The organism is Roseivivax sediminis, from assembly GCF_900112685.1.
GTDB lineage: Bacteria > Pseudomonadota > Alphaproteobacteria > Rhodobacterales > Rhodobacteraceae > Roseivivax > Roseivivax sediminis.
Window position 1 is genome coordinate 1 of sequence record NZ_FOMS01000002.1, and the last position, 23,506, is coordinate 23,506.

Sequence of the window (23,506 nt, forward strand, 5' to 3'; positions counted from 1 at the left end):
CACCTCGAACTCGATCTTCTGGGTCAGCGTCGGGGTGCCGTCCTCGGCGATGTCCATCACCGACACCGTGCCGCCGATCTCGGACGAGACGTAAAGCCGGGTGCCGTCCGCGGTGTACTGCGCGTAGCGCGGGCGCTGGTCGACGAGGATGTTGTGGTCGATCTCGTAGGTCTCGGTGTTGATGAAATGCGCCATGTTCGTGGTCTCGGACGTGTTGACCACGTATTTCTGGTCGGCGCTGATCCCCATGCCCTCGGGCTCCACGCCCACCGGCACCTCGGCCAGAACCTGCCGCGTCTCGGTGTCGGTCACGGTGACGAGGTTGTCGTCCTCGTTCGCGATGTAGAGCGGGTTGCCCGAGGGGTGGATCACGAACAGCTCCGGGTCCGGGCCCGAGGGGAGGGTGTAGAGTTCCTCGTAGGTCTCGGTGTCGAAGACGCGCACGGTGTCGTCGTCCGAGGCGCAGACATAGAGCTTCGTGCCGTCGGGCGAGATGGTGATCCCGCGCGGGCGGTTGCCGGCGGGAAATTCCTCGATCACCTCCCAGGTGTCGCTGTCGATCACGGTCACGGTGTTGCCGCGCTCGTTCGACACGAAGACCTTGTTGGCGAGCGCAGGGCTCGCGGTCAGCGCGGCGAGCGCGGTGGTCAGGATCAGATGTTTCATATGTCTTTGTCCTTGCCTCACTCGAAGGCGCTGCAGTCGGATTCGGGCGCGTCGAGGCCCATCGAGTCGAGCGGGGAGCGCTGGTGCAGGAACCCGTCCTGCGGGCTCACGCTGACGGTAATGCGCCCGTCGTAAAGCAGGATCGGCTGGCGCATCTGGCCGTTCCAGGTGCGGAAGGTGACGGGCTGGCCCTTGAACGCCGCGAGCTCGAAATCATCCGACAGCGCGTAGTCGCGGATCGCGTCCGGCTCCGCGCTCGAGATCCGCGTGACCGCCTCTCCGACGACACGCAGGGCAAGCCAGGTGTCGTAATCCTCCTCCCTCATATAGCGCTGACCGAGATCGTCGAACCGCGACTGGAGCTGCATCGCGCCCCAGAACTCGTGCGCCCCGTGCATCGTGACCGGTACGAGGCCGCCCGATCCCATCACCGGGCGCGGCGTCCACTGATGATACGGCAGGTACTCGGCGAAGACGTCGGAGCGGTCGGCGGCCATCACCACGTCATGTTCTTCCGTGTCCTGCATGAAGGTGGGCAACTGGCGCTGTACCTGCACGATGCCGGAATCGGTTCGCCGCGCCCCGCCGGTATCCTCGAACTCGCGCTCTTCCACGATCTCGGCCCCGAATTTGGTGGCGGCGTTGCGCAGGGCGTCCGCGAACTGCCGGTCCTCGGGGTTGGAGCCGGAGACGAGCAGCCACTCTTCCCACTGCTTCCAGATCGCGAACTGCGCCACCGCGTCGGCCATCATGTTGTGCGACGGCGCGGTGTGCAGAAGGTTCGCGCGACATTCGCCGCTGCGCAGCGCCGCATCGCGCGCCAGCGCGTTGAACACCAGCGCGCCGTCCTCCGATGCGCGGTCGGTGAGGCGCAGCAGGTCTTCCGCTTCAGCCAGGATCACGAAAAGCCGGACACCGTCCGCGATCAGCCGGTCGAGCGCCGCGTCGGCATCTTCCGGCGTCGTGGCGACGGTCTCGGTCTCGAAGGTGTGGCCGAGGAACTGGCCGGTGGTGCCGTTATCCTCGTCCGCGAGCCGGGCGCCGGCAAAGCCGACATCCTCGGACGGGTGCTCATAGCGCGAGATGGGCAGCAATTCGTCGTAGTCGATGCGCAGCACCGCCGCGCGCACATCGACCGCCGCGGCCGGGCCTGCAAGTGCAAGGCCGCCGAACGCGAAAGCGCAGATCGCGAGAAATCGTTTCAAGATGTCCTCCCATGTCGGTTTTCCCGACCTCTGAAAAAGGTGCCAGATACGGCCTCCGCCCGGTAACCGATACCTTCGGATCATTGCCGATCGCCGCCGCCGCGCCGACGATGCCGGCCATGCGATACTTAATTACAATGCTGGCTGCCCTGCTCGGCCTTGCCGCCCCGGCCCTGGCCCAGCAGGACTGGCCCGAGCTCGACCGCTCCGCAGAGGTGGCTTTCTTCGGGATCACCTATCTTGACGATTCGATCCAGACCGAGATGCAGGGCGCCGACCCCGCCGAGGCCGCACGGATCGGGATGCTCGAGGAGCTGGTGGCCGACCGCTTCGCCGAAGAAGGCTGGACCCTCGCCGACACCGCCCCGGTGCAGGACCAGATCGACCGCGTGGTGAACCCGGCCAAGTGCTACGGCTGCGACACCCGCGCGGCGGCGGATCTGGGCGCCGGCTACAGCCTCGTGGGCGAGGTGCAGAAGGTGTCGAACCTGATCCTGTCGATGAACCTGCAGATGCGCGACGCCGAGACCGGCGACATGGTGCGCGGGCGCGTCGTCGACATCCGCTCCAACACCGACGAGTCGTGGCAGCGGGGCATGAATTACATTCTGGACAACACGTTCTTCGAAGAGGAGGGAGAATGAAACGACGCATCTTCATGGGGCTGGCGCTCGCGGCGACGCTGCCGGGGCTGGCGCTCGCCCATGGACCGACCCGCCAGAAGATCACCGTGACGACGGAAGTCGCGGCGGAGCCGGCCGAGGTCTGGGAGGCCATCGGCGACTTCCAGGACCTGACCTGGCACCCCGCGGTGATCAGCCAGACCGGCGAGGGCGGCAACGAGATCGATGCGACCCGCGTTCTGCACCTGAGCGATCAGGGCGCGGACGGGCCGACGATCTCCGAGATCCTCTACAAGTACGACGCCGACAAGATGACCTATTCCTACCGCATCACCGATGTGGCGGTAGAGGTGCTGCCGGTGACGAACTATTCCTCGCACCTCACGGTCAAGCCGCTCGACGGGGGCGGATCGCTGGTCGAATGGCGCGGCGCGTTCTATCGCGGCTATCCGAACAACGATCCCCCCGAAGAGCTGAACGACGAGGCGGGCATGACCGCGCTGGTCGAGCGGTTCGGTGCGCCGGGCTCGTGATCTTGCGCTGATCCTGACCCTCGCCGCGTGGCCCGCGGCGGGGGACATGGCCTTCGTGACCAACCAGAACGGCGACAGCCTGAGCGTTCTGGACCTCGAGACCCGGCAGGAGGTCTCGCGCATCGACGTGCCGGGCAAACCGGCGGGTGTGGCCGCGCATCCAGGCCTCGGCATCTACACTGTGTCCCCCGACAGCAAGACCGTTCGGCGCTTCGACGCTGCGACCCGGGAAGTCGTGGCCGAGACGGTGCTGGACGGCGGGCCGACGGGCATCGCGGTCGACGCAGGGCGCGGCCGCGTTTTCGTGTCCGACTGGTACAATGCCCGGATCTGGGTGCTGGACGCGGCCGATCTGTCGGTAATCCGGGACCTTGCAACCGGTGCCGCGCCGGCGGGGCTGGATTTCTCGCCGGACGGGCGCTGGCTCGCCTCTGCCGACCGCGACGCTGATGCTGTGTCGATCGTCGACGCCGAGACACTTGAACGGCACGCGGACGTCGCCGTGGGCACCCGCCCCTTCGGGCTGCGCTTCGCTCCGGACGGGCGGCTCTTCGCGGCCAACGTCGGGAGCAACGACGTCAGCGTGGTCGATCCGGTCGCGGGCGAGGTTCTGGCAACCTTCGGCGTGGGCGACCGGCCCTATGGCGTCGCCTTCGCAGCGTGGCACGCCTTCGTCACCAACCAGTATGCCGGCACGGTCAGCGTCGTCGCGCTCGATACCCTCGAGGAGGTCGCGGTGGTGAGTGTCGGGGAATATCCCGAAGGGATCGACGTGACGGAGGACGGCGGCACCCTCATTGTGGCAAACTGGTTCGATAACAGCGTGACGCTGATCGACGCGAAGACGCGCGAGGTGACGGGCGAGATCGCGGTCGGCGACGGGCCGCGCGCCTTCGGGGCGTTCGTGATGGGAGGACCGGAATGAGACATCTTCTGATCGCCGCCGCGCTTGCCGCCGCGCCCGCAGTCGCCGCCGCGACCCCGACGGCCTGGGACAACGTGGCGGTGCAGCTTTACGGCGACCGGGCGCTGCTGGACGGCGCCGACGTCATCGCCATCGACGCGCCCTATCGCTCGGACATGGATGCGCGCACGCGGATCGCGGCCGAGGTGGCGGCGCCCGAGGGCCTGCGGATCGGGAAGGTGACACTGGTGCTCGACGAGAACCCGATGCCGGTCTCGGCGGTGTTCGAGCTCGACGCGCCGCAGGAGCGGTTCTTCTTCGACGTGACAATGCGGGTGAACGGCCCGACGCCGGTGCACGTGGTGGCCGAGACCACCGATGGCCGGCTTTTCGTGGCGGGCACCTACGTCAAGACTTCGGGCCAGGGCGCCTGCGCCGCGCCGCCGGGGACCGATCCGGATAAGGCGCTGGCGACGCTCGGCGACATGGTCCTCACGGTGGAGGCCGGGGCCGGAGGGACGGCAGCGGGGCGGCTTGCCGCGCTCGGCGCGCGGCAGAGCCGGCTCGACGTGGATATCTCTCATCCCTCGCATTCGGGGATGCAGAAGGACCAGATCTCGCTCCTGTTCATCCCGCTGCGCTACGTGCAGGACGTGGCCATCGACCTCGACGGGGCGGGATACGTCGACATCACCGGCTCAATCTCCCTCTCGGAAAACCCGCGCGTCAGCCTGTCGATCCCCGGCGGCGCGCAGAGCGTCGATGTCACCATGACCGACACCGACGGCACGGTGAGCCATGCCTCCACCCGCCTGCCGGGGTTCTGAGCCTCAGGGCTCCCCCGCCATCGGCTCGATCACTTCGAGCGGATAATCCCAGAGCGCCCAGCCGTCGGTGCCCTCGGGCAGCCAGTAAACCTCGCTGTAACCGTATTCGAGCGCGCGTTTGGCGGCGTTCCAGGACATCCAGCAAGCCTCCAGACAGAAGAACAGGACCGGGTGATCCTTGTCGCCCCCCGTCGCCACATCGAGCCCGGCGCGGAAGTAATCGGCCGTCTCTTCCGCGATGGCGCCGTAGCCGACATTCGGAAGCCAGGTCGCGCCGGGGACGGACTGTCGGGGCGTGTCGCGCCAGATCGTGCCCTCGGGCAGGTTCTTCGGCTTCGGGGCGCGGGGCAAGACGTCGATGAACGCCGTCTCTCCCGCCTTCCAGAGCTCGTGCGCGCCTTCCGGTCCGACCACGCGCGCGCCGTCCAGCGTTGCCGGAACCGGGGCGCGGTAGTCATCCATCCGGTAGCCGGCCGGCTCCTCGGCCGCCTGGGCAAGCGCGAAGGCCGGCAGCGCTGCAATTAGCAGCGCCGCCGGCCAGCGCATCATTGCGAGACCTCGACGATCTCCGTCCCCATGTCGTTGACCAGCGGCACGCCCGCTTCGGACAGGATGGCGTTGATCTCGTCCTGGTGGCGGCGGATCAGCGAATTCAGCTCGCGTTTCCACACCTCCTCGCCACGGCGCACACCCATCGTGATCCGGAAGAACAGCCGCGGCGGGCCGTCCTCCGCGATCAACGGCACGACTTTCATGTCGGGATGCTCGTCTTTCACCAGCGGCCCGCCGATCGGCCCCCAGAGCACCGCGGCGTCGAGCTCTCCTGCATCGAGATCGGCCAGCATGTCCTGCGCAGGGCTTTCGTAACGGCGGTCGACGAAGAGCCTGTAGGCCTCCGCGTCACCCATCAGGCCGTTGCGCGCCATGTGATTTCCCGGCGGAGAGCCCGCGATGACGCCGATCCGCTTGCCCTCGAGTGCGGGGTCGGACAGTGCCGTGACCTCCGACAGCTCCCCGTCTTCGGGGACGATAAGGGTGTAGACCGACGTGAAGTAGTGGTTGGTGTTCTGCACCAGCTCGTGGCCCTGGGCGTAACCGATCACCACGTCGCAGCGGTTCGCCGCCAGCGTGTTGCGGATGAAGCCGGTGGCCATCGGGAACCATTCGTAGGTGAGCGGGCGATCCAGCTTCTCCGCCAACAGCGCCGCGATCTTGTTCTCGAAACCCTCCCCGGCTTCGTTCGACATCGGATAGTTGGCCGGATCGGCGCAAACCCTGAACGCGTTCTGGGACACGAGATCAGAGGTTTGCGCCGTGACCGGCCCTGCCTGGGAGGCCAGCAGGGCCAGTACGAGAAGTCCGGAAGGCTTAGCCGCCCATGCAGGCATTTTCCATCTCTCGAATCATGTCGGATTTCGGTTCCTTGTTGGCCGGACGGCCACGCGCGACTTCCCCGGCACCACGTGCCTTGAGGTAGACGTAGATATCGTCAAGGTAGCACATGACGTTGGCGTTGTCGCCGAACGACGGCATGACGGAATTGCCGTTCTTGCGGCCGTTCACCACGACGTCGTAGAAGTCGTAGTAATCCATGTTCACGGCGGAATTCTTGATCGCCGGCGCGTAGGTCGAGCCTTCGCCGTCCGGGCCGTGGCAGACATGGCATTCGGAATGATAGCGGCGGAAGCCGGAATAGGTCAGCCAGTCGATCGTGCCGTCCTCGGCCACGTGAAAGGTCGGAATGTCGTCCTCGGTGTAGTAGCGGCCGCCGTCCTCGTAGGCGACGACGATGTTCGGATCGCCCTGGACGTCGGCCTCGGTGACTTCGGCGTCCGAATTCTCGGCCGAGGCTTCGTCCGCGCCACCCTCGGGGTCTGAGTCCGGATCCGCATCTGGTTCGGACATGCTGTTCTCGCCCTCGCCATCACCCTCGGGCGTCGGCGCGGTTTCCGCACCGCCGGTCACAGCGCCGCCGGTCTCGGCATTCTCGCCGGTCTCTTCGGCCGTGCTGCCGCCTTCCGGCGTCTCTTCGGGGGCGCCGCCGTCACCTTCGGTGTCTGGGCCGGTCATCGTGGTGGTGCCCTCGCCGCCGTCGGCGGGCTCCACCGGCGCGGTGGCCGCGCCCTCCACCGGCTGATCCTCGGAGGTCGAGGTGTCCGGCAGGCTCATGTCGCAGCCGGGCTCGGTGTCGAAATCTTCGGGGCAGTCGGGTTCTTCCGAGCCGTCCTGGGCCCAGGCGCTGGCGCCCAGCGAAACCGTCAGGGCGGCCGCGGCTATCAGGGTGAAACCGTACCGGGTCGTCGCGTGCATCGCGCGTGTCCTTTGGTCTTTCGGGGGAAAGTAGAACGGGCCGACACGGTGTTGGCGTGCCGGCCCGCGGGGATCATGCCGATATCAGTCCGGCAGTGCGAAGACGGTCAGTTGCCCGCCGAGCGCGGTGTAGTCGCTCAGCGCCGAGTAGCCGCCCACGGCGCCGAGGCCGTCGTTGGGGTTGGTCAGACCGGCCGCGAGACCGATGCCGGCCCAGCCGCCGACGCCCGACAGGATGCCCACGTACTGCTTGTCGTCGTGGGTGTAGGTCATCACGTTGCCGATGATGCCCGACGGAGTCTTGAAACGGTAGAGTTCGTCACCCGTCTCGGCGTCCACGGCCTTCAGGTAGCCCTCGAGCGTGCCGTAGAAGACGATATCCCCTGCCGTGGCCAGAGCGCCCGACCAGACCGAGAACTGCTCCGGGATGGACCACTTGATCTCGCCGTTGATGTTGTCCCAGGCGATGAAGTTACCCATGCCGCCGTGGCTGTCCGGCGCGGGATACATCGACAGGGTCGCACCCACGTAGGGCTGACCGGCCGTGTAGCTCACCCGGAACGGCTCGTAGTCCATGCAGACGTGGTTCGTCGGCACGTAGAACGTTTCCGTCTTGGGCGAGTAGGACGCCGGCTGCTGGTCCTTGGTGCCGAGCGCGGCCGGGCAGATGCCGGTCGAGTTCACGTCCTCGCCGTTCTGCTCGGTCGAGTACTGCGCCACCACTTCGGGACGGCCGTAGGTGTCGGATTCGGGGTCCATGTCGACACCCGTGGTCCAGTTCACCACCGGATCGAACTTCTCGGCCAGGAGGAGTTCACCCGAGACGCGGTCCATCGTGTAGGCGAGACCGTTCCGGTCGAAGTGGGTCAGAAGCTTGCGCTCTTCGCCTTCCCACTCCTGCTCGGTCAGGATCATCTCGTTGACGCCGTCGTAGTCCCACTCGTCGTGCGGGGTCATCTGGTAGACCCACTTGGCCTCGCCGGTGTCGATGTCGCGGGCGAAAACGGTCATCGACCACTTGTTGTCACCCGGGCGCTGCGCCGGGTTCCAGGTCGAGGGGTTGCCCGAGCCGTAATAGAAGAGGTTCTCCTCCATGTCGGCCGCGTACCAGCCCCAGGTGGTGCCGCCGCCGATCTTCCACTGGTCGCCTTCCCACGAGTTGAGCGAGCTGTCGGCGCCCACGGGCTCTCCGTGCTCCATGGTGTTCTCGGGGTCGAAGAGGATCTGATCGTCCGGGCCCACCGAATAGGCGCGCCATTCCTGCTCGCCGCTCTCGATGTTGTAGGCGGTGACGTGCCCCTGCACACCGAATTCGCCGCCCGAGATGCCGACGATGATCTTGTCCTTGACCGGCAGCACCGTCGCGGTGTTGGTCTCGCCGACCGACGGATCGCCGTTCACCTGCTCCCACGCAACCTCGCCGGTTTCGGCATCGAGCGCGACGACCTTGGTGTCGGCCTGGTGCAGGAAGACCTTGCCGTCGGCATAGGCGACCCCGCGGTTGACGGTGTCACAGCACATCACCGGAATGACGTCCGGATCCTGCTGCGGCTCGTACTTCCACTTGATCCGGCCCTCGTTCGCGAGGTCGAGCGCGTAGACGATGTTCGGGAACGGCGTGTGCACGAACATCGTGTCGCCGACCACCAGCGGGGAGCCTTCATGCCCGCGCAGAACGCCGGTCGAGAAGGTCCACGCCACCTGCAGATCGCCGACGTTCTCGGCGTTGATCTGGTCGAGCTCGGAATAGCGCTGGTTCTTGTAGTCCCCGGTCTGGATGGCCCACTGGTTCGGGTCATCCATCAGGTTGATGAGATCGTCGTTGGCGACCGCCATCGAGGCGGTGGCGAGCGCGATCCCGGATGTCAAAAGCGTGAGCTTTTTCATTTCCAACTCCCTTGTTGACGTTCTTCGTCCTTGATGCGGAGCGCCGATGCGGGGAGTGCTCCCGCGCCGCCGCGTCCGTTGGTCCGGCGCTTGCCGGAGCGCATCGTGGGTCTCTCCTCCCTTGCGCCCTGGCGGTGCGGACATGCCGCGCTCTTACGTCCCTCCTTGATCTCCGGTCCCGAGGCGCGCACGTTTCGCGGCGAATCTCGCGCGGCCCCTGTCTTGTTCGGCGCTGCGGTGCGCGCCGCGGCGGTGGAATCGGGCGCGACGCGCGCTGTCGCGGTATCTGCCGCCCTCTTCCATCGACTCAGTGCAACCTCTCTGCGTGCCACACCACGTGATCACGGGCGAAGCTGCTCACGAAACGTAGCGAATGGTCGTATCCCTTCTGCACCCGGAACGTGCCGGGCTGCCGGCGCTTGGCCATCATCGTCGCGAAGGCCTCCGGACGCAGGAGGTCGAGGTACTGATCTTCCGCGCCCTGATCGACCAGGATGTCCGTCTTCCAGCCCAGATCGTCCAGAAGCAGCGTCGAATCGTGCTCCGACCAGGCTGTCTCGTCATCGCCGAGATAGGCCGAGAGCTGCTTGCGCCCCCATTCCGAACAGGTCGGGTTGGCGATCGGCGCGAAGGCCGACAGGGACGAGAACATCTCCGAATTGCGCAGCGCCATGGTCAGCGCCCCGTGCCCGCCCATGGCGTGACCGGTGATGCCGTGCCGGTCCTCGACCGGCAGATGATCGAGCACCAGGTCGCGGAGCTCGTTCAGGATGTAGTCGTACATCCGGTAGTGGGTCCGCCACGGATCTCGCGTGGCGTTGAGGTAGAACCCCGCGCCCTGGCCGAGATCCGCATCCGCGTCATCGGCGACCGTATCGCCCCGCGGCGAAGTGTCTGGAAAGACGACGGCCAGTCCGTGTTCGGCCGCGTGCTTCTGGAACCCACCGGCTTCGACCGCCGCCTCGGGCGTGCCGCTCAGGCCGGACAGGTACCACAGGACCGGCACCGGACCGTCCGCAGCCTGGGGCGGCAGGTAGGCCGCGAAGGTCATCTCGCAGCCGCAGGTGTTCGAGGGGTGGCGGTAGACCGTCTGGATCCCCCCGAAGCTGCGGTTCTGCGAGACGATGTCCATTTCCCATGTCCCTCAGAAGGTGACGACGGCGCGGATGGACTTGCCCTCGTGCATGAGGTCGAAGCCGTGGTTGATCTCGTCGAGGGTGAGGGTGTGGGTGATCATCGGGTCGATCTCGATCTTGCCCTGCATGTACCAGTCGACGATCTTCGGCACGTCCGTCCGGCCCTTGGCGCCGCCGAAGGCCGTGCCCTTCCAGACCCGCCCGGTGACGAGCTGGAACGGCCGGGTGGAGATCTCCGCCCCCGCCGGCGCGACGCCGATGATGATCGATTCGCCCCAGCCCTTGTGCGCCGATTCCAGCGCCGTGCGCATCACGCCCACGTTGCCCGTGGCGTCGAACGTGTAGTCGCCGCCGCCGCCGGTCAGTTCGACCAGATGCGCCACGAGATCGCCTTCAACCTCTTTCGGATTGACGAAATCGGTCATCCCGAAGCGCGTCGCCATCTCTTTCTTGTCGGGGTTGAGGTCGACGCCGACGATCTGGTCCGCGCCAGCGAGCCGCAGGCCCTGGATCACGTTCAGACCGATCCCGCCGAGGCCGAAGACGATCGCCCGGCAGCCGATCTCGGCCTTGGCGGTGTTGATCACCGCGCCGATGCCGGTGGTCACGCCGCAGCCGATATAGCAGATTTTATCGAACGGAGCGTCCTTGTTAACCTTTGCCAGCGCAATCTCCGGCAGGACCGTGTGATTGGCGAAGGTGGAACAGCCCATGTAGTGATGCAGCACCGTGCCGTCGTCGAGGCTGAAGCGCGACGTGCCGTCGGGCATCAGGCCCTTGCCCTGCGTGCCCCGGATCGCCTGGCAGAGGTTGGTCTTGCCCGAGAGGCAATATTCGCATTCCCGGCATTCGGGGGTGTAGAGCGGGATGACATGGTCGCCCGGCTCTACGCTGGTGACGCCCTCGCCGCATTCCACCACGACGCCGGCGCCCTCGTGCCCGAGAATGCTCGGGAACAGACCCTCGGGGTCAGCGCCCGAGCGGGTGAATTCATCGGTATGGCACAGCCCCGTCGCCTTGATCTCCACCAGAACCTCGCCCGCCTTCGGGCCCTCCAGGTTCACGTCCATGATCTCCAGCGGCTTGCCCGCTTCCATCGCCACCGCAGCACGCGTTTTCATGTGCTGACTCCTTCCCTCGGCTATGTTCCGTGCGCACTTCGACGCTTGACCGGAGTATGGCGGCCGCCGGCTTGGCCGAACAACGCAGACCTTGGTGGGTATTCGTCCGAGTGGACTCCGGCACGCGCCAAAACCATAATGGATTCAGGGAGTGAGACACATGCTGAGATCCATGAACATCGCCGCCGCACTGGCCCTCGTGCTGGTCGGCGGCACCGCGACCGCCAACACCTACGAAGACCCCACCTGGCCCTGCGTACAGCGCAAGGTTGAGAGCCTTTCACAGGGCCTCATGTGGCCGCCGAGCGAAGAGCCGACGCCGGAATTGGACGAGGCGCTTGAGGCAGCGGTCGACGACCTCGCCGCCGTGCTCTCGCTGCGGCGGGTGTCGCTCGAAGAGGCCGAGACGCGGGTGTCGGAGTTCGTGGCGGAGCATGGCGCCAACCGCGCGGTCCTGAGCGAGGTCTTCACCCGCGTCTTCGAGGAGTTGTCCGGGCGCCGCGGGCAGATCATCGACGGGATCGCGGATTTCTCCCTCGGCCAGATCGAGCTTTCGAAGAAGATCGATGCCGCTCGGTCCGAGATGGACGAGGCGATGCAGGCCGAAGATCCCGATTTCGACCGGGTCGATGCGCTGGAGGAGCAGATCGACTGGGACGAACGGATCTACACCGACCGCCAGCGGTCCCTGCGCTATGTCTGCGAGACGCCGGTGTTGCTGGAACAGCGGCTCTATTCGCTGTCGCAGATCCTGCAACGGGCGGCCCAGGGCTAGGGAGCCTCACTCCCATTCGAGTTCTGTGAAGGCGACCGTCGCGTTGCGCGGGTTGTAGGCGTCGAAAAGCGCCCAGCTGCCGGCCTCTTCCTGCGCGATGTGCGTCACCGCCTCGCCCAGCCGTTCGCCCGCGTCGATGGCCGCGCGCGTGTCGGCGGCGAGCGTGTCGAGGTACCGGCCGAGCGGCGCTGCCCCGTCAGGCCAGTCGAGCACCGGACCGCCATGGCCGGGCACGACCCGTACCGCGTCCTGCCGCGAGAGCTCCGCCAGCACCTCCTGCCAACCGCGCAGCGAGCCGTCGAGCGCCGGAACATGGTCGTCGAAGACGAGGTCCCCGGCGATGAGCGTGCGTGTCATGGGATCGAAGACCGAAAGATCGGTTTCGGTATGGGCCAGCGGCCAGGCTTTCAGTGCCAGTGCCCGCCCGCCGAGGTCGATCTCGCCCCCCTCCGCGATCGTCCGGTCGACCTCGACGATCCGGGAGCCGATGAAGGCGCCGGGGCCGATCAGCTCCGCAAAGCTTTCGCCATAGTTCGCCGCGCGGTCCGACAGAGCGCGGGGCAGCTTGGCATGGCCGACGATCTCGGCCCCGGCCTCCGCGAAGACGGAGGCACCGAAGACGTGGTCGGGGTGCATGTGGGTGAGGATCGCATGGCTCAGCGGCTTGTCCGTGCGCGCCCGGATCGCGCGCCACGTCGCCTCGCCCACGGCGCGGGAGCCGCCGCTGTCGATCACGGCGACGCTGTCCTCCCCGATGACGAATGCGATGTTGGACACGTCCCCAAGGTTCGCCGCGTCCGGCTCTGCCACCGTGCCGCGATGCACGAAGAGGCCGGGCGCCACCTGTGTCACGTCGAGCGCCGGACCGGCCGGGGCACAGGACGGGGCGCCGCGCGCCACGAGCGGGTCGAACAGGCCGGGATCGGGCGGGCGCGCGGCGAGCGCCTCGGCGCAGGCGGCCCGCGTCTCCGCCTCGTAGCCGGGCAGGAGCGTTGGTCTGCAGACCTCGGCCGACAGGGTCAGGCACAGCGTCAGGGCGGCTTCGAACATCGGCGCTCCTTTCACGGTCAGGGTCGCGCGCGCACGGGGCCGTGATCCAGTCCGACGAAGGGCGCAATGGGCGCAGGCGCGGTTTTATGTCATGCTAGTAATCATCCATGCCATTCGAGGAGGAGGAGCGTGACCCGACTGACCGCTTGCGCCGCCGCGCTGACCGCGCTTCTGGCCGCACCCGCCGTCGCAGAGGAGGTTCGCAACCCGCTCACCGACAGCGCCGCCTGGGAGGATCTGCGCTACGACGTGGTGGGCGATGCCGCGCTCGCCGACGGCGCTGACTTGTTTACCGTGGACGCGCCCTACCGGGCTCACGATGCCGCGACGGTCCCGATCGCGATCACCCAGACCGACCCGGACACGCCGATCAATGCGGCGACCGTGGTGATCGACGAGAACCCCGCCCCGGTCGCCGCGAACTTCGAATTCGGCGCCGCGATGGCCCCGCTGGATTTCGAGCTGCGGGTGCGGGTGAACCAGTATTCCAACGTGCGCGTGATCGCCGAGACGCCCGAAGGACTGGCCATGGGGGGGCGCTTCGTGAAGGCGTCGGGCGGATGTTCGGCGCCGGCCTCGCGTGATCCGGAAGTGGCGCTCGCCTCCATGGGGCAGATGAAGCTGCGCCAGTTCGACACGCCGGCGATGTCGACCGCCCGGCGCGAGGCGCAGATCATGATCAGGCACCCGAACTATTCGGGGCTTCAGCGCGACCAGATAACGCAGCTCTTCATCCCGGCGCATTTCATCGACGAAATGGAAGTCTGGCAGGGTGATGAGAAGCTCTTTTCGATGACCGGCGGCATCTCGATCAGCGAGAACCCGGTCTTCCGCTTCTCCTATGCCGACAACGGGTCGACGGATCTGCGGGTGCGGGCGACGGACACCGAGGGCAACGTCTTCGAGCGCAAGTTGCCGAAGGATGCACAAGGATAAGGTGATAACCTGCCGGTGGAGCAGCGTTCTGACCGCCCGAATGGCACCGGACGTGCCGGGCGCGCGGGCGCGCTGTCACCCGCGTGCGACGTTCATGTTGCAGAGGGGCTTGGCTGGCACAAAAGAACGAAACTCGGAGGCTGTAGCGCCAGACCCCGGTCCGGCGCGCGCCCGGTTTCTGCACTGAGCCCTCAGAAACAGATGATCTCCGCCTCCGCCTGCGCGCGCCGAAGTTCGGCCACCAATTCGTTCATCGAGGCCGCGCTCTTGAAGATTGACGTGCGCTCGCCGCCTACCAGCTGCATCGACAGGACCGTCTCCGCCTGAACGTATTCCTCGTAGGGCAGGATCTTGGCGATCTCGTCGATGGAGCAGGAGCATTGCTCCAGCACCCGCCGGTTCTGGCCGTTCGACGCCATGCAACCGAAGATGTAATCCGCCCGCGCCGCGGTTGGATAGTCGTTCAGCCGCTCCGCCGCGCTTTGCGCGTGAAGCGCCCCGGCCGCGAGCATGAAGACGAGCGACAGGACGTGTCTCATTGCTCTGCCTCCGCCGCCCGGTCGATTTCTTGGAGCCGCATCTGCGAGGCATAGAGCGGTGCCTCCCCCTCGCCCGGCGCCTCGGCGCTGAGCGACAGGTACCAGCCCGGCACCTCTTCGGACATCGTGACGGTCAGCGCGAGATCGGCGAAGCCGGCCATCTCGGACCTGTTGGGATCCTCGGTGAACGGGGTCAGCGTGACTGTGGTCGCGGCAACCTCGTCGCCCTGCCACTCGGCGGTGCCCTCGGTCACGTTGCCGGGGCGGGCCATCGCCTCCTTCACGCGGTTGCGGATGTAGAAGGGGCTGCCGCCGGCGGTCTCGGCCATGTCGCGCACGACGGTTTCGTAGAAATACATGATCATCGGGTTGCCGACGCTGGCCGGAAAGCGGCCGAGCGTGCGGTACTTGTCGCCCTGCCGGAATTCCAGCGTGGCGATCTCGACGCCCTGATCCTCTCCGAAGGTCAGGGCGATGCGCCCGGTGTCGCGCAGCGCGGCGTCGGCCTTGGCGCTGTTTTCGACATGGCGGTCGTAGACCAGCGTCGCCTCGCGCGAGATTTCGTCGAGCGTGCCGTTCTTGAACAGAAGATCGTAGCTCGCCGCCGGCTCCGCCCCGGCGGCGGACGCCGCGGCGAGAAACCCGATGAGCGCCAGAATGCGTGGCATGTCGTCCTCCCTTTCGTCTCTGCCCAGCCTGTGCGGTGGCGCGCGCGCTGTCAGGGCAGACTTTTGTCGGGGCCCGGTCCCTCCGGCGCCTGCCAGCGCGTCTTCCAGTCGATCAGCGGCCGCAGCCTGCCAAGCTGCACCGGCTTCGTCAGCACCGCGAATCCGATCTCGGCGCCCTTGCGGATCAGCTCCGGGCTGCGGTCGGCGGTGATCATGATCGCTGGAACCTTCACGCCGGTCTCGGCCCGGATTGCCTTGATCGCCTCGATCCCGGTGTCGCCGCGGTCGAGTTGGTAGTCGGCCAGCACGATGTCCGGCGCCATGCCGATATCGCGCACCATCTGGAGCGCTTCCTCGGTCGAGGCGGCGGCCAGCACGCTCGCCCCCCAGGATTCGAGCTTCTGGGTCGTGGCGAACAGCACATCCGGATCGTTCTCCACGATCAGCACGATCCGGTCCATGGTCTCGGACGGGGGTGGCTGGTCGGGCGCGTCCGCGGCCGGCATCCGCCGCCCCGGCACCACCTGCATCTCGATGGAAAAGACCGACCCGACGCCCGGCTTGGAGCGCACGCGCACCTTGTGGCCCATGTGACGGCAGGTGCGTTCGACGATGGACAGGCCCAGTCCCATGCCCGACCCGAACGGCACGTTCTCGGCCCGCGCGAATTCGTCGAAGATGCGGGTCTGATCGTGCGCACTGATCCCGAGGCCGGTATCCCAGACCTCCAGCACCACCGAGCCCGGCCGCCGCCGGCAGCCGACAAGGACGCGCCCGCCCGCGCCCGTATACTGAATCGCGTTGACCACGAGGTTCTGGATGGACCGCATCAGATAGCGCTGGTCCGACCGGACCACCGCCGAACAGGGCACGGCGTCGAGCCGCACGCCCTTCTTGGCCGCAACCGGCGTCTGATCCTCGATCACGCTCTGCATCAGGGTGCCAAGACAGACATCGGCAGGCGTCAGCGCCCCGTCGGTCGAATCGAGCCGCGAGATGTCGAGCAGGGCGTGCAGGATCTCCTCGATCGACTGGAAGGACCCGTCGAGCCGTTCGAGCGAGGGCGAAAGCGGCGTGCCTTCCGCACTTTCGCGCAAGGTGGAGATCAGCAGCTTCGCCGCGTTGATCGGCTGCAGAAGGTCATGGCTCGCCGCGGCGAGAAAGCGGGTCTTGGACGACACCGCGGCCTCCGCCGCTTCCTTGGCGACACGCAGTTCCTCTTCCACGCGGGCCTGCGCCTCGTATTGGGCCGTCAGGCGGCGGTTGGCGCGGGTCAGTTCCGCCGTGCGCTCGCCGACGCGCTTTTCCAGCATCTCGGTCGCGCGGCTTTCCAGCGTCACATCCTTCACGTCGACGAGGAAGCCACCGTCGGGGAGCGGGTGGACGTGCAGGTCCAGCACCCGGCCGCCCGAATGGCGCAGACGCCGCCGCAGACGGCCGTGCCGCGCGAGCCGGTCGCGCCAGCCGTCGACCTCTGCCAGATCGGCCGTCTGGAACAGCCCGTTGGCGCGGATGAAGCCGAGGATCTGCGTCAGGCTGGTGCCCTTCTGCAAAAGCGTGAAGGGCAGGCCCAGAAGCTCGCGGAAGCCGGTGTTGTGCAGGATCACCTCGCCGTCGCGGCTGAAGGTGCAGATGCCCGATCCCATGTGCTCGAACGCGGCTTGCAGGTACTGGGCCTGCTCGTCGATCAGGTTTTCCTTCTCGGACCGGTTCTTGCGGACGATCCCGGTGATCTCGGTCTGCAGAATCACCAGCGTGTCGGCCGAGGTGCGCTGCAGGTTGATCTGGTACCAGCGATCCTGCGCCAGTTCGATCACGAAGGACAGGACCGACGTGCCCACCGGCCCGTGCCGCGCGCGGGTGAGAGAGCTGTGGATGCGCCGGTCGGTAGACACGAGGTGCCGGCTTTCGGCCATCGCCTCGAAGTAATCCTCAAGGCTCAGGCCCGGCCGCACCCGCGCGCCGATATCAGGCAAGAGATGCTGGAACAGCTCGTTGCAGACCTCGAGCCGCCCTTCGGAGAAGAGCGCAACACCCCCTTCAAGCGCGGCCAGCGCATCTGTCAGGGTGCGGCGCGTGCGTTCGCGGTCGCTGCGCACGACCTCGAGCTCGCTTTCGGTCCGCTCAAGATCGCGGGTCTTGGCCCAGACCTGGCCCTGCAGGGCGACGGCCGACTGGAAGGCGCTGTAGGCCGAGCCCGACAGGTCGTGTTCGCGGTTGGCCCGGCGGATCAGCGCGTCGATGATCTTGGCCTGCCGCGCCACCTGCGTTTCGAGCGGGACGTCGGGGTCGATCAATGCAGGTCCCTCCGCACCGGGTCGAAGAAGGACACGCCCACGAAGGTCTGGTTCACGTGCACGCCCCGGTGCTGTTCGCCGTAGGTGTTAAAGCCGAAGACCCGCGCCGCCGACAGGATCTTCGACACCGGGTCGGTCAGCTGCTTCTGCTCGATCTCCAGCTTGCGCAAGACGCAGTCGAAACCGAGGATGAAGTCGGGCGCCTCGCCCCGCGGGCCGCGCACGTCGAGGCCGGCTTCCAGCGTCTCGATGATCTCCTTGCCGCGGCCGAGCGTCATCAGGAGCCCGTCGTCGATCGCAGACAGGAAGGACAGCGCCTGCCCCCCGCGCGCGCCCTGGATCGCGCGGACGTGGTACGCTTCGTTCTGCCGCACCAGGATCGGGTTCTCCGCGAAGATCTCGGGTGACAGGTGATCAACCGGGCAGCCGACGATGCGCGCGTATTCCGCCGCCGCCGGGGCGCCGTTGATCTCGAGCACCAGCCGTTCCTCGGGCAGCGCATCGGTGACGACCATGCGCGTATCGGTCGGCAGGAAATGGTCGAAGCCGAGCCCCTCGAACACCAGGTCGGTCTCGATCAGCAGCAGCAGCGCGGCATTGGTGTGGAAGCGCCCGCGATGCAGCACGAAGGTCTCGCGGAAGTCGAGCCCGTTGCCGGCCGAGCCGCCGAAGATCGGCAGATCCTCCAGCGCCGTGACCAGCGTCGAGACGAGCAGATCCTCCTGTTTCGACAACCCGTCGGCAAAGACCAGCGCCAGCCGGCTCCAGCCCGCCGTGTGCTGGAACTGGGTGTCCTGGCGCCGCGCCTCGGACGCGATGGCCTTGATCGAGAGCGGGTTCAACGGTTCGATCAGGGCGGATGAGCAGCGGAAATGCTTCTTCGGGAAGGCCACCGCCATCAGCGCGTCGGTCTCGTAGCCCTCGGGCGTGATCTGCCCGGCCGTGGTGCAGCCGAAGACCGGCACGCCTCCCATCTGGCGGTCGAGTTCGGCTGCGAGAACGTCGCGCGGCAGATGCTCGGGCACGAAGATCAGCACGAAACAGGTGGCCGGCAGCGGCAGCGCCGCCGTCACCTCCTCGACCGCCGCCGCGGCATCGCGCTCGTGCGAGACCGCAACGCTGACATAGACGGGGCGTCCGGTTCCGTCCGGCATCGCCTACTGGCTCAGGAACGCGCGGGAATCCGGGTCGAGCCCGCCGGCGCCGTCGACCTCGGCCGCCTCCACCAGCACTGCCGCCTGCGTGCGGTTCTGGACGCCGAGCCGGCGCAGGAGCGCGGTGATGTGCGCCTTCACCGTCGCCTCGGCGAGGTTGAGGTCGTAGGCGATCTGCTTGTTCGGCTTGCCGGCTCGGATCAGCTGCATGATGCGGGCCTGCTGCGGCGTCAGTTCCGCCAGCTTTGGGTGCGCGCTTTCGCACAACGCGTCCGCCGGCGCCCCGTTCGCGCTGCGCTGATACCCGGCGGGGACGAACTTGCGCCCGGTGCTAACATCGGCCAGCGCGCTGCGCAGCACCTGGGCCGAGGCGTCCTTGGGCAGGAAGCCGGCGGCCCCGGCCTGCATCAGCGCATCGACCACCGGAACCGACGTCAGCGAGGAGATCACCAGGATTGGCGTGTCGGGAATGCTCTCGCGCAGCGACTGGAAGCCCGAGATGCCGCTCACGTCCGGCAGCTTGAGATCGAACATGGCCAGGTCCGGTGCGAAACCATCGGCCACAAGGTCGAGCCCGGCGCGCAGGGTCTGCGCGGTCTCGATTCGACAACCTTCGAACACCAGGCTGATGGCCGCAGAGAGCGCGTCTCCGTAAAGTGGATGATCGTCAACGATGAGAACGGATGCGATCCGTCCGGGCGCGCGCGCGCACGTCGCATGTGTCATGACAAAGTCCTCCCGGGTAGAAGGATAAACCCCGAAATCGCTAACGCGCAACAAAATGACTCGATCCGCTCACGCCGATGCGAGAGCATCAGCCGGTCGCCGCGTCGCCCCGCAGGAAGGCGCGAGCCAGGGCCCGCAGATCGCGCGGTCGCTCCGCTCCGCCGAACAGCGTTGAATCGAGCCGGTGCAGGATCGCCCGGCGCGCCGGATCGGGACCGTCCCGCCGGATCAGGGCCGCCCCCGCCCGCCGCAGCGCGGCAAGATCGCCCGCCCGAGCCGCACGCCGCACTTGCCGGCCCAGCGGGTCGAACGGACCGGAGCGCCACACCGCTTCCCCGGACAGCCGCCGCCCCGCCAGCATCGCGACGAGTCCGGCCAGAAGCCCCAGCGCGGCGACCAGCGCCAGGGGACCGCGCCGGAGGTTTCCCGCCGGGACGGTCCCGTCCTCGGCGGTCTCGACCAGCGTCGCATCCTCGTAGGCGATCCGTTGCGCCGAGATCGTCACGCGGTGCGCCTTCTCCTGCTCGGTGTCGAAATAGTCGAAGGAGATCGGCTCCAGGATCGCGGAGGTCGCGTTGGTGGGCCGCACCGTCCAGCGCCAGAAGGCGTAGGTCACCGGCCCCTGCGGCGAAAGCTCCACCAGCCGCTTCTCGGGATGCGCAAAGATCATTGCAGACGGAGAGGTCAGCTCCGGCATCGGCGGGATCATCTCGGGCGTGGCGCCCACCGCCTCGATGCGGATGATGCGCAGCACACCCTCGCCTGGCCGCAACTGGTCGGGCGCATTCGACCAATCGTCCGATATCCGCAAGCTGCGAACGGGGAACCACCAGTCGACATCGGTGGGGGCCGGGCGCACCGTGAACGTCACAGGCTCCGACCGGATATCGTGATCGAACCAGTCGTCGCCCTCGTCCGTCAGGGTCAGGTGGTGGACGAACGGCCCGATCGTCACCTCGCCCGCCTCGTCCGGAAAAAGCGCCATGCGCCGCTCGAAATTCTTCACCTTCTGGCCGTTCTCGTAGCTGTCGTACCAACGGTCCTCGCCCAGCTGACTCCAGTTGAACCCTTCCAGCGCCGGCTGTTCCAGCGTCTCGCGGGTGACGTGGCGCCGGTATACCCCGTGTATCCGGATCATCACCATCTGCTGCGTGTAGGGCTTACCTTCGGATTCTATCGTGACGGTCAATTCCGCATCGCGCGGGGCGACGTGCCGCGTCTGCGCCTGAGCCACCCCGGTCCAGAGCAGCACGATCAACAGCCATCTCATCGCGGGTCCTCCGGCTCCGGCGGGGCAAGGCCCGCCTCGAAGCGCCGCTTTCGTTCGTGCGAAATGCGTGCGGCGAGGTAGTCGCCCGGCACGTCCGAAAGCTGTTCCAGCCAGCGGCGATTGGCGACCATGAACTTGTCGTCGAAGACGCGGCGGACGCCGGCCTGTTCACGGCTCGTCAACTCCGGCAGGCCCAGGAGCATCCCGGCATTCGTCGTCTCCGAACCCGTGCCGGCGGCACGTCCCGAGCCTTCGCCGATCGGAGCCGCCATCTCCGGGCCGGTCTCGTCCCGGCCCGAGAACCACTCGACAACAGATTCGGGATCGAGAGCGAGACCCGCGTAATAGGCAGCGACCAGATCGAAATTCGCCGAGGCGTCCGCGTCTCCGGCTGCCCGCGCGATGTCGTAGGCTTCCAGCGCGGCGGAATACCGGCCGGCCTGCGCCTCGGCGTTGCCGAGATTGTATTGGCTGTCGGCAGCGCGGAACGCGTCCGCAGCCTCGTCCCAGCGTCCGGCCCGGTACTCCGCCACGCCGCGCCAGGCCGGATCGGTCAGGAATGGCGCGGCGGCGCGCGGCATTCCGGCGGCCAGCAGCACGCGGCCGAAACCCGACGCGCCGTCCAGCACGAGGGCGAGAAGCGCCGACAGGACCGTGGCGGTCAGAAGGATCCGCGCGCTCATGCCGCCACCCTGCGGAACAGCAACAGCGCCGGGATCAACGCCAGCGCGAGGACGAGCCGGCCGAGGTCCGCCCAGAACAGCAGCGGGTAGTCCTGGCGTTCGAGCCGCTCGCGGCCGCTCTGACCCATGAAGACGGCGAAAGCGTCGGTCTGATCGAGCGTGAAGACCTGCCCGCCGCCGACCTCGGCCAGTGTTTCCAGCGCCGCGTCGGGGGCCTCCATGCTCACCACCGACAACCGCGCGCCCTGCCCCGCGATCCCCGCCGCTTCTTCGAGCGGCACCGGCCCCTGCCCGCCGCCATCGGTGAACAGCACCACATCGCCGGCGAGCACATCGGCCTCCGACAGCATGCGCGCGGCAAGGGCGAGGCCGCGTTCCGGGCGGCTGCCGGGGTCGGGCACCGTGCCGTCGTCGATCAGCGACAGCGTCTGGCCGAGCTGTCGGATGTCGCCGGTGATGTCGGTCGCGACATAGGCGTCCCCGGCAAAAACCACGAGTCCGCCGGGGCGCGCGCCCAGCGCGGCGATCCCGAAGCGGCCCATCGCCTGCATCTGCGGCCAGCGCGGGCTCTCCATCACCGAGGGCGAGGCGTCGATGACGAAGACCGCGCCATCGAGGTTGCGGAAGGCGGCGGCGTCGCGCCGTTCGACCGCCGGACCCGCCAGCGCGACCACCGTGATCGCCGCGACCAGCAGGGCCGCCCGGCCGAAGATCCGGGCGCTCCCGCCGTCCACGCGGCCAAGCGCGGAGAGCGCCGCCATCAGCTCGGGCTCGATCACACGGCCCCAATCGCCGGGGCTCTGAGCGCGCCGGTGCAGCCACCAGGCGGCAAACGCCAGCAAGGGTAGTGCCAATAGCCACCACGGGCGCAGGAGCGTGACGTCGAACCCCGTCATGCCGCCTCCCGCCATGCGAGGCCGAGGCCGAAGAGCGCGGCGAGCGCGGCGGGCCAGACCCAGAAGGCGCGGTAGACCTCTGCGGCGAGCCCGTCGCTGTCCGTCGCCTCCAGCCGGTCGAGCGCCTCGGTCACGGCGAGCAGATCCTCGGTCGTTCTCACGCGGAAGCTCTCACCCCCCGAAATCTCGGAGATCGCGCGCAGGGTCGCGGCGTCGACGACGCCGCGCTCGCCTTCGTCCGCGCTCTCCAGATCCTTCGGGCCGAGCGCGATCGTGTGCACCCGCACCCCCATGTCGGCGGCCAGCGCGGCGACCCCACGCGGCGCGGTTGCGCCGGCATTGTTCACCCCGTCCGACAGGAGGATCACCACCCGGGAAGCGGCCTCCGATTCCTCCATTCGCTTCAGCGCGAGACCCAGCGCGTCCGAGATATTGGTCGCGCGGCCCGAGATGCCGATGGTCGCCTCCTCGATCCGGCGCGCGACGGCCTCCGTGTCGAAGGAGAACGGCGCGGCGTAATAGGCGTCGGACCCGAAGACGATGAGCGCAACGCGGTCCCCCGCCCGGCGACGGGCGAAATCCGCGCCGACGCGCTGCACCGCCTCCAAGCGGGCAATCTGCGCGCCGTCGAGGAAGAAATCGTCGCGCACCATGCTGCCCGACAGGTCGAGCGCGATGGCCAGATCGCGGCCCGAGACCTTGAGCGCCGGCACCGGCGAGAGCTGGCGAGGTCCGGCGAGCGCAAGCAGGATCAGCACCCAGATAACCCAGGGCACCGCGCGCTGCATCTGCGCGCCCGCCCCCGTGCTACCGCCCGACAAGAGCGCTTCGCCCACTCGCTCCGGCACGGCGAGCGCGGCCCCCGCGTCGCGCCGCGGCGGCAACAGGCGCGCGGCAAGAAGCGGCAGGGGAAGCAGTAGTAGCGCCAGCGGCTGGGCAAGTTCAAGCATGGCGGTCGAGCTCCGCCTGAAGTTCCGCCGCCTCCGGCAAACCGCCTGGGCGATAGAGGCTCGCCGCGATCTCGGCATAGCGCTCCGGCGCGCGCTCCCGCAGCAGGCGCAGGAGCGCGAGGCGCCGCGCCTCGTCCGGCAGCGCGTCGAGGGGTGCTTCGGCAGGCATACCGGCCCGCCGCGCGGTCAGGGTGCGCAGGAGCAGTCCGAGGATCAGCGCCAGCGCAAGGCCGAGCGCGAGCGCGGCGAACAGTTCTGCAACGAGGCCGCCGGGCGCATTCAGCGGCAGGTGGATATCGCGCAGACCGGCGTGCAGGGCCTCTTCGGTGATCGCGCGCGCGGGCTCCATC

The 23,506-nt window shown here is 67.8% G+C and carries 25 protein-coding genes; 6 read left to right on the plus strand and 19 right to left on the minus strand.

What is annotated here, in order from left to right:
• Together F3H57_RS03095 and F3H57_RS03100 are read right to left on the minus strand one after the other, a co-directional pair.
• On the minus strand, window positions 1–666 hold a 666-nt coding region (locus F3H57_RS03095; RefSeq protein ID WP_149754429.1), incomplete at its 3' end, for a PQQ-dependent catabolism-associated beta-propeller protein.
• A 17-nt stretch (window positions 667–683) separates the two neighbouring features.
• Window positions 684–1,871 (minus strand): ABC transporter substrate-binding protein, encoded by a 1,188-nt coding sequence (locus tag F3H57_RS03100; RefSeq protein ID WP_223162930.1) that lies wholly within the window; start codon window positions 1,869–1,871, stop codon window positions 684–686.
• A 119-nt stretch (window positions 1,872–1,990) separates the two neighbouring features.
• On the opposite strand from F3H57_RS03100, the gene F3H57_RS03105 reads away from it, so the two are divergent.
• Genes F3H57_RS03105 through F3H57_RS03120 form a run of 4 tightly spaced genes read left to right on the plus strand, consistent with a single transcriptional unit; the run spans window position 1,991 to window position 4,758 of the window.
• Entirely contained in the window at window positions 1,991–2,515 is a 525-nt protein-coding gene (locus F3H57_RS03105) for a DUF3280 domain-containing protein (protein WP_149754431.1), read from the plus strand.
• Window positions 2,512–3,027, plus strand: a complete 516-nt coding sequence (locus F3H57_RS03110; RefSeq protein ID WP_149754432.1) for an SRPBCC family protein — start codon at window positions 2,512–2,514, stop codon at window positions 3,025–3,027. Before F3H57_RS03105 ends, F3H57_RS03110 begins: the two co-directional genes overlap by 4 nt.
• Window positions 3,011–3,952 (plus strand): YVTN family beta-propeller repeat protein, encoded by a 942-nt coding sequence (locus F3H57_RS03115; RefSeq protein WP_223162931.1) that lies wholly within the window; start codon window positions 3,011–3,013, stop codon window positions 3,950–3,952. The genes F3H57_RS03110 and F3H57_RS03115 overlap by 17 nt, the downstream gene beginning before the upstream one ends.
• A complete protein-coding gene (locus F3H57_RS03120; protein WP_149754433.1) occupies window positions 3,949–4,758 on the plus strand; it encodes a quinoprotein dehydrogenase-associated SoxYZ-like carrier in 810 nt (269 codons plus the stop codon). Before F3H57_RS03115 ends, F3H57_RS03120 begins: the two co-directional genes overlap by 4 nt.
• Before the next feature lie 3 nt (window positions 4,759–4,761).
• On the opposite strand, the gene F3H57_RS03125 is transcribed toward F3H57_RS03120, so the two are convergent.
• The 6 genes from F3H57_RS03125 to F3H57_RS03150 form a co-directional block, all read right to left on the minus strand.
• Window positions 4,762–5,307, minus strand: coding sequence for a PQQ-dependent catabolism-associated CXXCW motif protein (locus tag F3H57_RS03125; protein ID WP_149754434.1), 546 nt, complete (start codon window positions 5,305–5,307; stop codon window positions 4,762–4,764).
• Window positions 5,304–6,146: a substrate-binding domain-containing protein gene (locus F3H57_RS03130; protein WP_149754435.1), complete on the minus strand. Its 843-nt coding sequence runs from the start codon at window positions 6,144–6,146 to the stop codon at window positions 5,304–5,306. Before F3H57_RS03130 ends, F3H57_RS03125 begins: the two co-directional genes overlap by 4 nt.
• On the minus strand, window positions 6,127–6,663 hold the full coding sequence (locus F3H57_RS03135; RefSeq protein ID WP_149754877.1) for a c-type cytochrome, methanol metabolism-related: 537 nt from the start codon (window positions 6,661–6,663) through the stop codon (window positions 6,127–6,129). The genes F3H57_RS03130 and F3H57_RS03135 overlap by 20 nt, the downstream gene beginning before the upstream one ends.
• Window positions 6,664–7,152: 489 nt before the next feature.
• Window positions 7,153–8,955 (minus strand): methanol/ethanol family PQQ-dependent dehydrogenase, encoded by a 1,803-nt coding sequence (locus tag F3H57_RS03140; protein ID WP_149754436.1) that lies wholly within the window; start codon window positions 8,953–8,955, stop codon window positions 7,153–7,155.
• Window positions 8,956–9,262: 307 nt separating this feature from the next.
• A complete protein-coding gene (gene fghA / locus F3H57_RS03145) occupies window positions 9,263–10,087 on the minus strand; it encodes an S-formylglutathione hydrolase (RefSeq protein WP_149754437.1) in 825 nt (274 codons plus the stop codon).
• A 12-nt stretch (window positions 10,088–10,099) separates the two neighbouring features.
• Window positions 10,100–11,212, minus strand: a complete 1,113-nt coding sequence (locus F3H57_RS03150) for an S-(hydroxymethyl)glutathione dehydrogenase/class III alcohol dehydrogenase (protein ID WP_149754438.1) — start codon at window positions 11,210–11,212, stop codon at window positions 10,100–10,102.
• 160 nt (window positions 11,213–11,372) lie between these two features.
• Here F3H57_RS03150 and F3H57_RS03155 point away from each other — a divergent pair, with 160 nt between their 5' ends.
• Window positions 11,373–11,987 (plus strand): hypothetical protein, encoded by a 615-nt coding sequence (locus tag F3H57_RS03155; protein WP_149754439.1) that lies wholly within the window; start codon window positions 11,373–11,375, stop codon window positions 11,985–11,987.
• A 6-nt stretch (window positions 11,988–11,993) separates the two neighbouring features.
• Here F3H57_RS03155 and F3H57_RS03160 read toward each other — a convergent pair whose 3' ends face one another.
• Window positions 11,994–13,037 carry a quinoprotein relay system zinc metallohydrolase 2 gene (locus tag F3H57_RS03160; protein WP_149754440.1) on the minus strand — a complete coding sequence of 348 codons (1,044 nt, stop codon included), beginning with the start codon at window positions 13,035–13,037 and terminating at the stop codon, window positions 11,994–11,996.
• Between the two features lie 129 nt (window positions 13,038–13,166).
• On the opposite strand from F3H57_RS03160, the gene F3H57_RS03165 reads away from it, so the two are divergent.
• Window positions 13,167–13,973: a quinoprotein dehydrogenase-associated SoxYZ-like carrier gene (locus F3H57_RS03165; RefSeq protein ID WP_223162932.1), complete on the plus strand. Its 807-nt coding sequence runs from the start codon at window positions 13,167–13,169 to the stop codon at window positions 13,971–13,973.
• Between the two features lie 191 nt (window positions 13,974–14,164).
• On the opposite strand, the gene F3H57_RS03170 is transcribed toward F3H57_RS03165, so the two are convergent.
• The 10 genes from F3H57_RS03170 to F3H57_RS03215 form a co-directional block, all read right to left on the minus strand.
• Complete coding sequence (locus F3H57_RS03170) at window positions 14,165–14,512, minus strand: hypothetical protein (RefSeq protein WP_149754442.1); 348 nt, start codon at window positions 14,510–14,512, stop codon at window positions 14,165–14,167.
• Entirely contained in the window at window positions 14,509–15,180 is a 672-nt protein-coding gene (locus tag F3H57_RS03175) for a hypothetical protein (RefSeq protein ID WP_149754443.1), read from the minus strand. The genes F3H57_RS03170 and F3H57_RS03175 overlap by 4 nt, the downstream gene beginning before the upstream one ends.
• Window positions 15,181–15,230: 50 nt before the next feature.
• Window positions 15,231–17,477: a hybrid sensor histidine kinase/response regulator gene (locus F3H57_RS03180; RefSeq protein WP_149754444.1), complete on the minus strand. Its 2,247-nt coding sequence runs from the start codon at window positions 17,475–17,477 to the stop codon at window positions 15,231–15,233.
• On the minus strand, window positions 17,474–18,631 hold the full coding sequence (locus F3H57_RS03185) for an FIST N-terminal domain-containing protein (protein WP_149754445.1): 1,158 nt from the start codon (window positions 18,629–18,631) through the stop codon (window positions 17,474–17,476). The genes F3H57_RS03180 and F3H57_RS03185 overlap by 4 nt, the downstream gene beginning before the upstream one ends.
• Window positions 18,632–18,634: 3 nt before the next feature.
• Entirely contained in the window at window positions 18,635–19,357 is a 723-nt protein-coding gene (locus F3H57_RS03190; RefSeq protein WP_149754446.1) for a response regulator, read from the minus strand.
• Window positions 19,358–19,445: 88 nt separating this feature from the next.
• Window positions 19,446–20,627 (minus strand): BatD family protein, encoded by a 1,182-nt coding sequence (locus F3H57_RS03195; RefSeq protein ID WP_149754447.1) that lies wholly within the window; start codon window positions 20,625–20,627, stop codon window positions 19,446–19,448.
• Window positions 20,624–21,310 (minus strand): hypothetical protein, encoded by a 687-nt coding sequence (locus tag F3H57_RS03200; protein WP_149754448.1) that lies wholly within the window; start codon window positions 21,308–21,310, stop codon window positions 20,624–20,626. The genes F3H57_RS03195 and F3H57_RS03200 overlap by 4 nt, the downstream gene beginning before the upstream one ends.
• Window positions 21,307–22,206: a vWA domain-containing protein gene (locus tag F3H57_RS03205; protein WP_149754449.1), complete on the minus strand. Its 900-nt coding sequence runs from the start codon at window positions 22,204–22,206 to the stop codon at window positions 21,307–21,309. Before F3H57_RS03205 ends, F3H57_RS03200 begins: the two co-directional genes overlap by 4 nt.
• Window positions 22,203–23,156, minus strand: a complete 954-nt coding sequence (locus F3H57_RS03210) for a VWA domain-containing protein (RefSeq protein WP_149754450.1) — start codon at window positions 23,154–23,156, stop codon at window positions 22,203–22,205. Before F3H57_RS03210 ends, F3H57_RS03205 begins: the two co-directional genes overlap by 4 nt.
• Window positions 23,149–23,505, minus strand: coding sequence for a hypothetical protein (locus F3H57_RS03215; RefSeq protein ID WP_149754451.1), 357 nt, complete (start codon window positions 23,503–23,505; stop codon window positions 23,149–23,151). The genes F3H57_RS03210 and F3H57_RS03215 overlap by 8 nt, the downstream gene beginning before the upstream one ends.
• Window position 23,506: the final 1 nt, after the last annotated feature.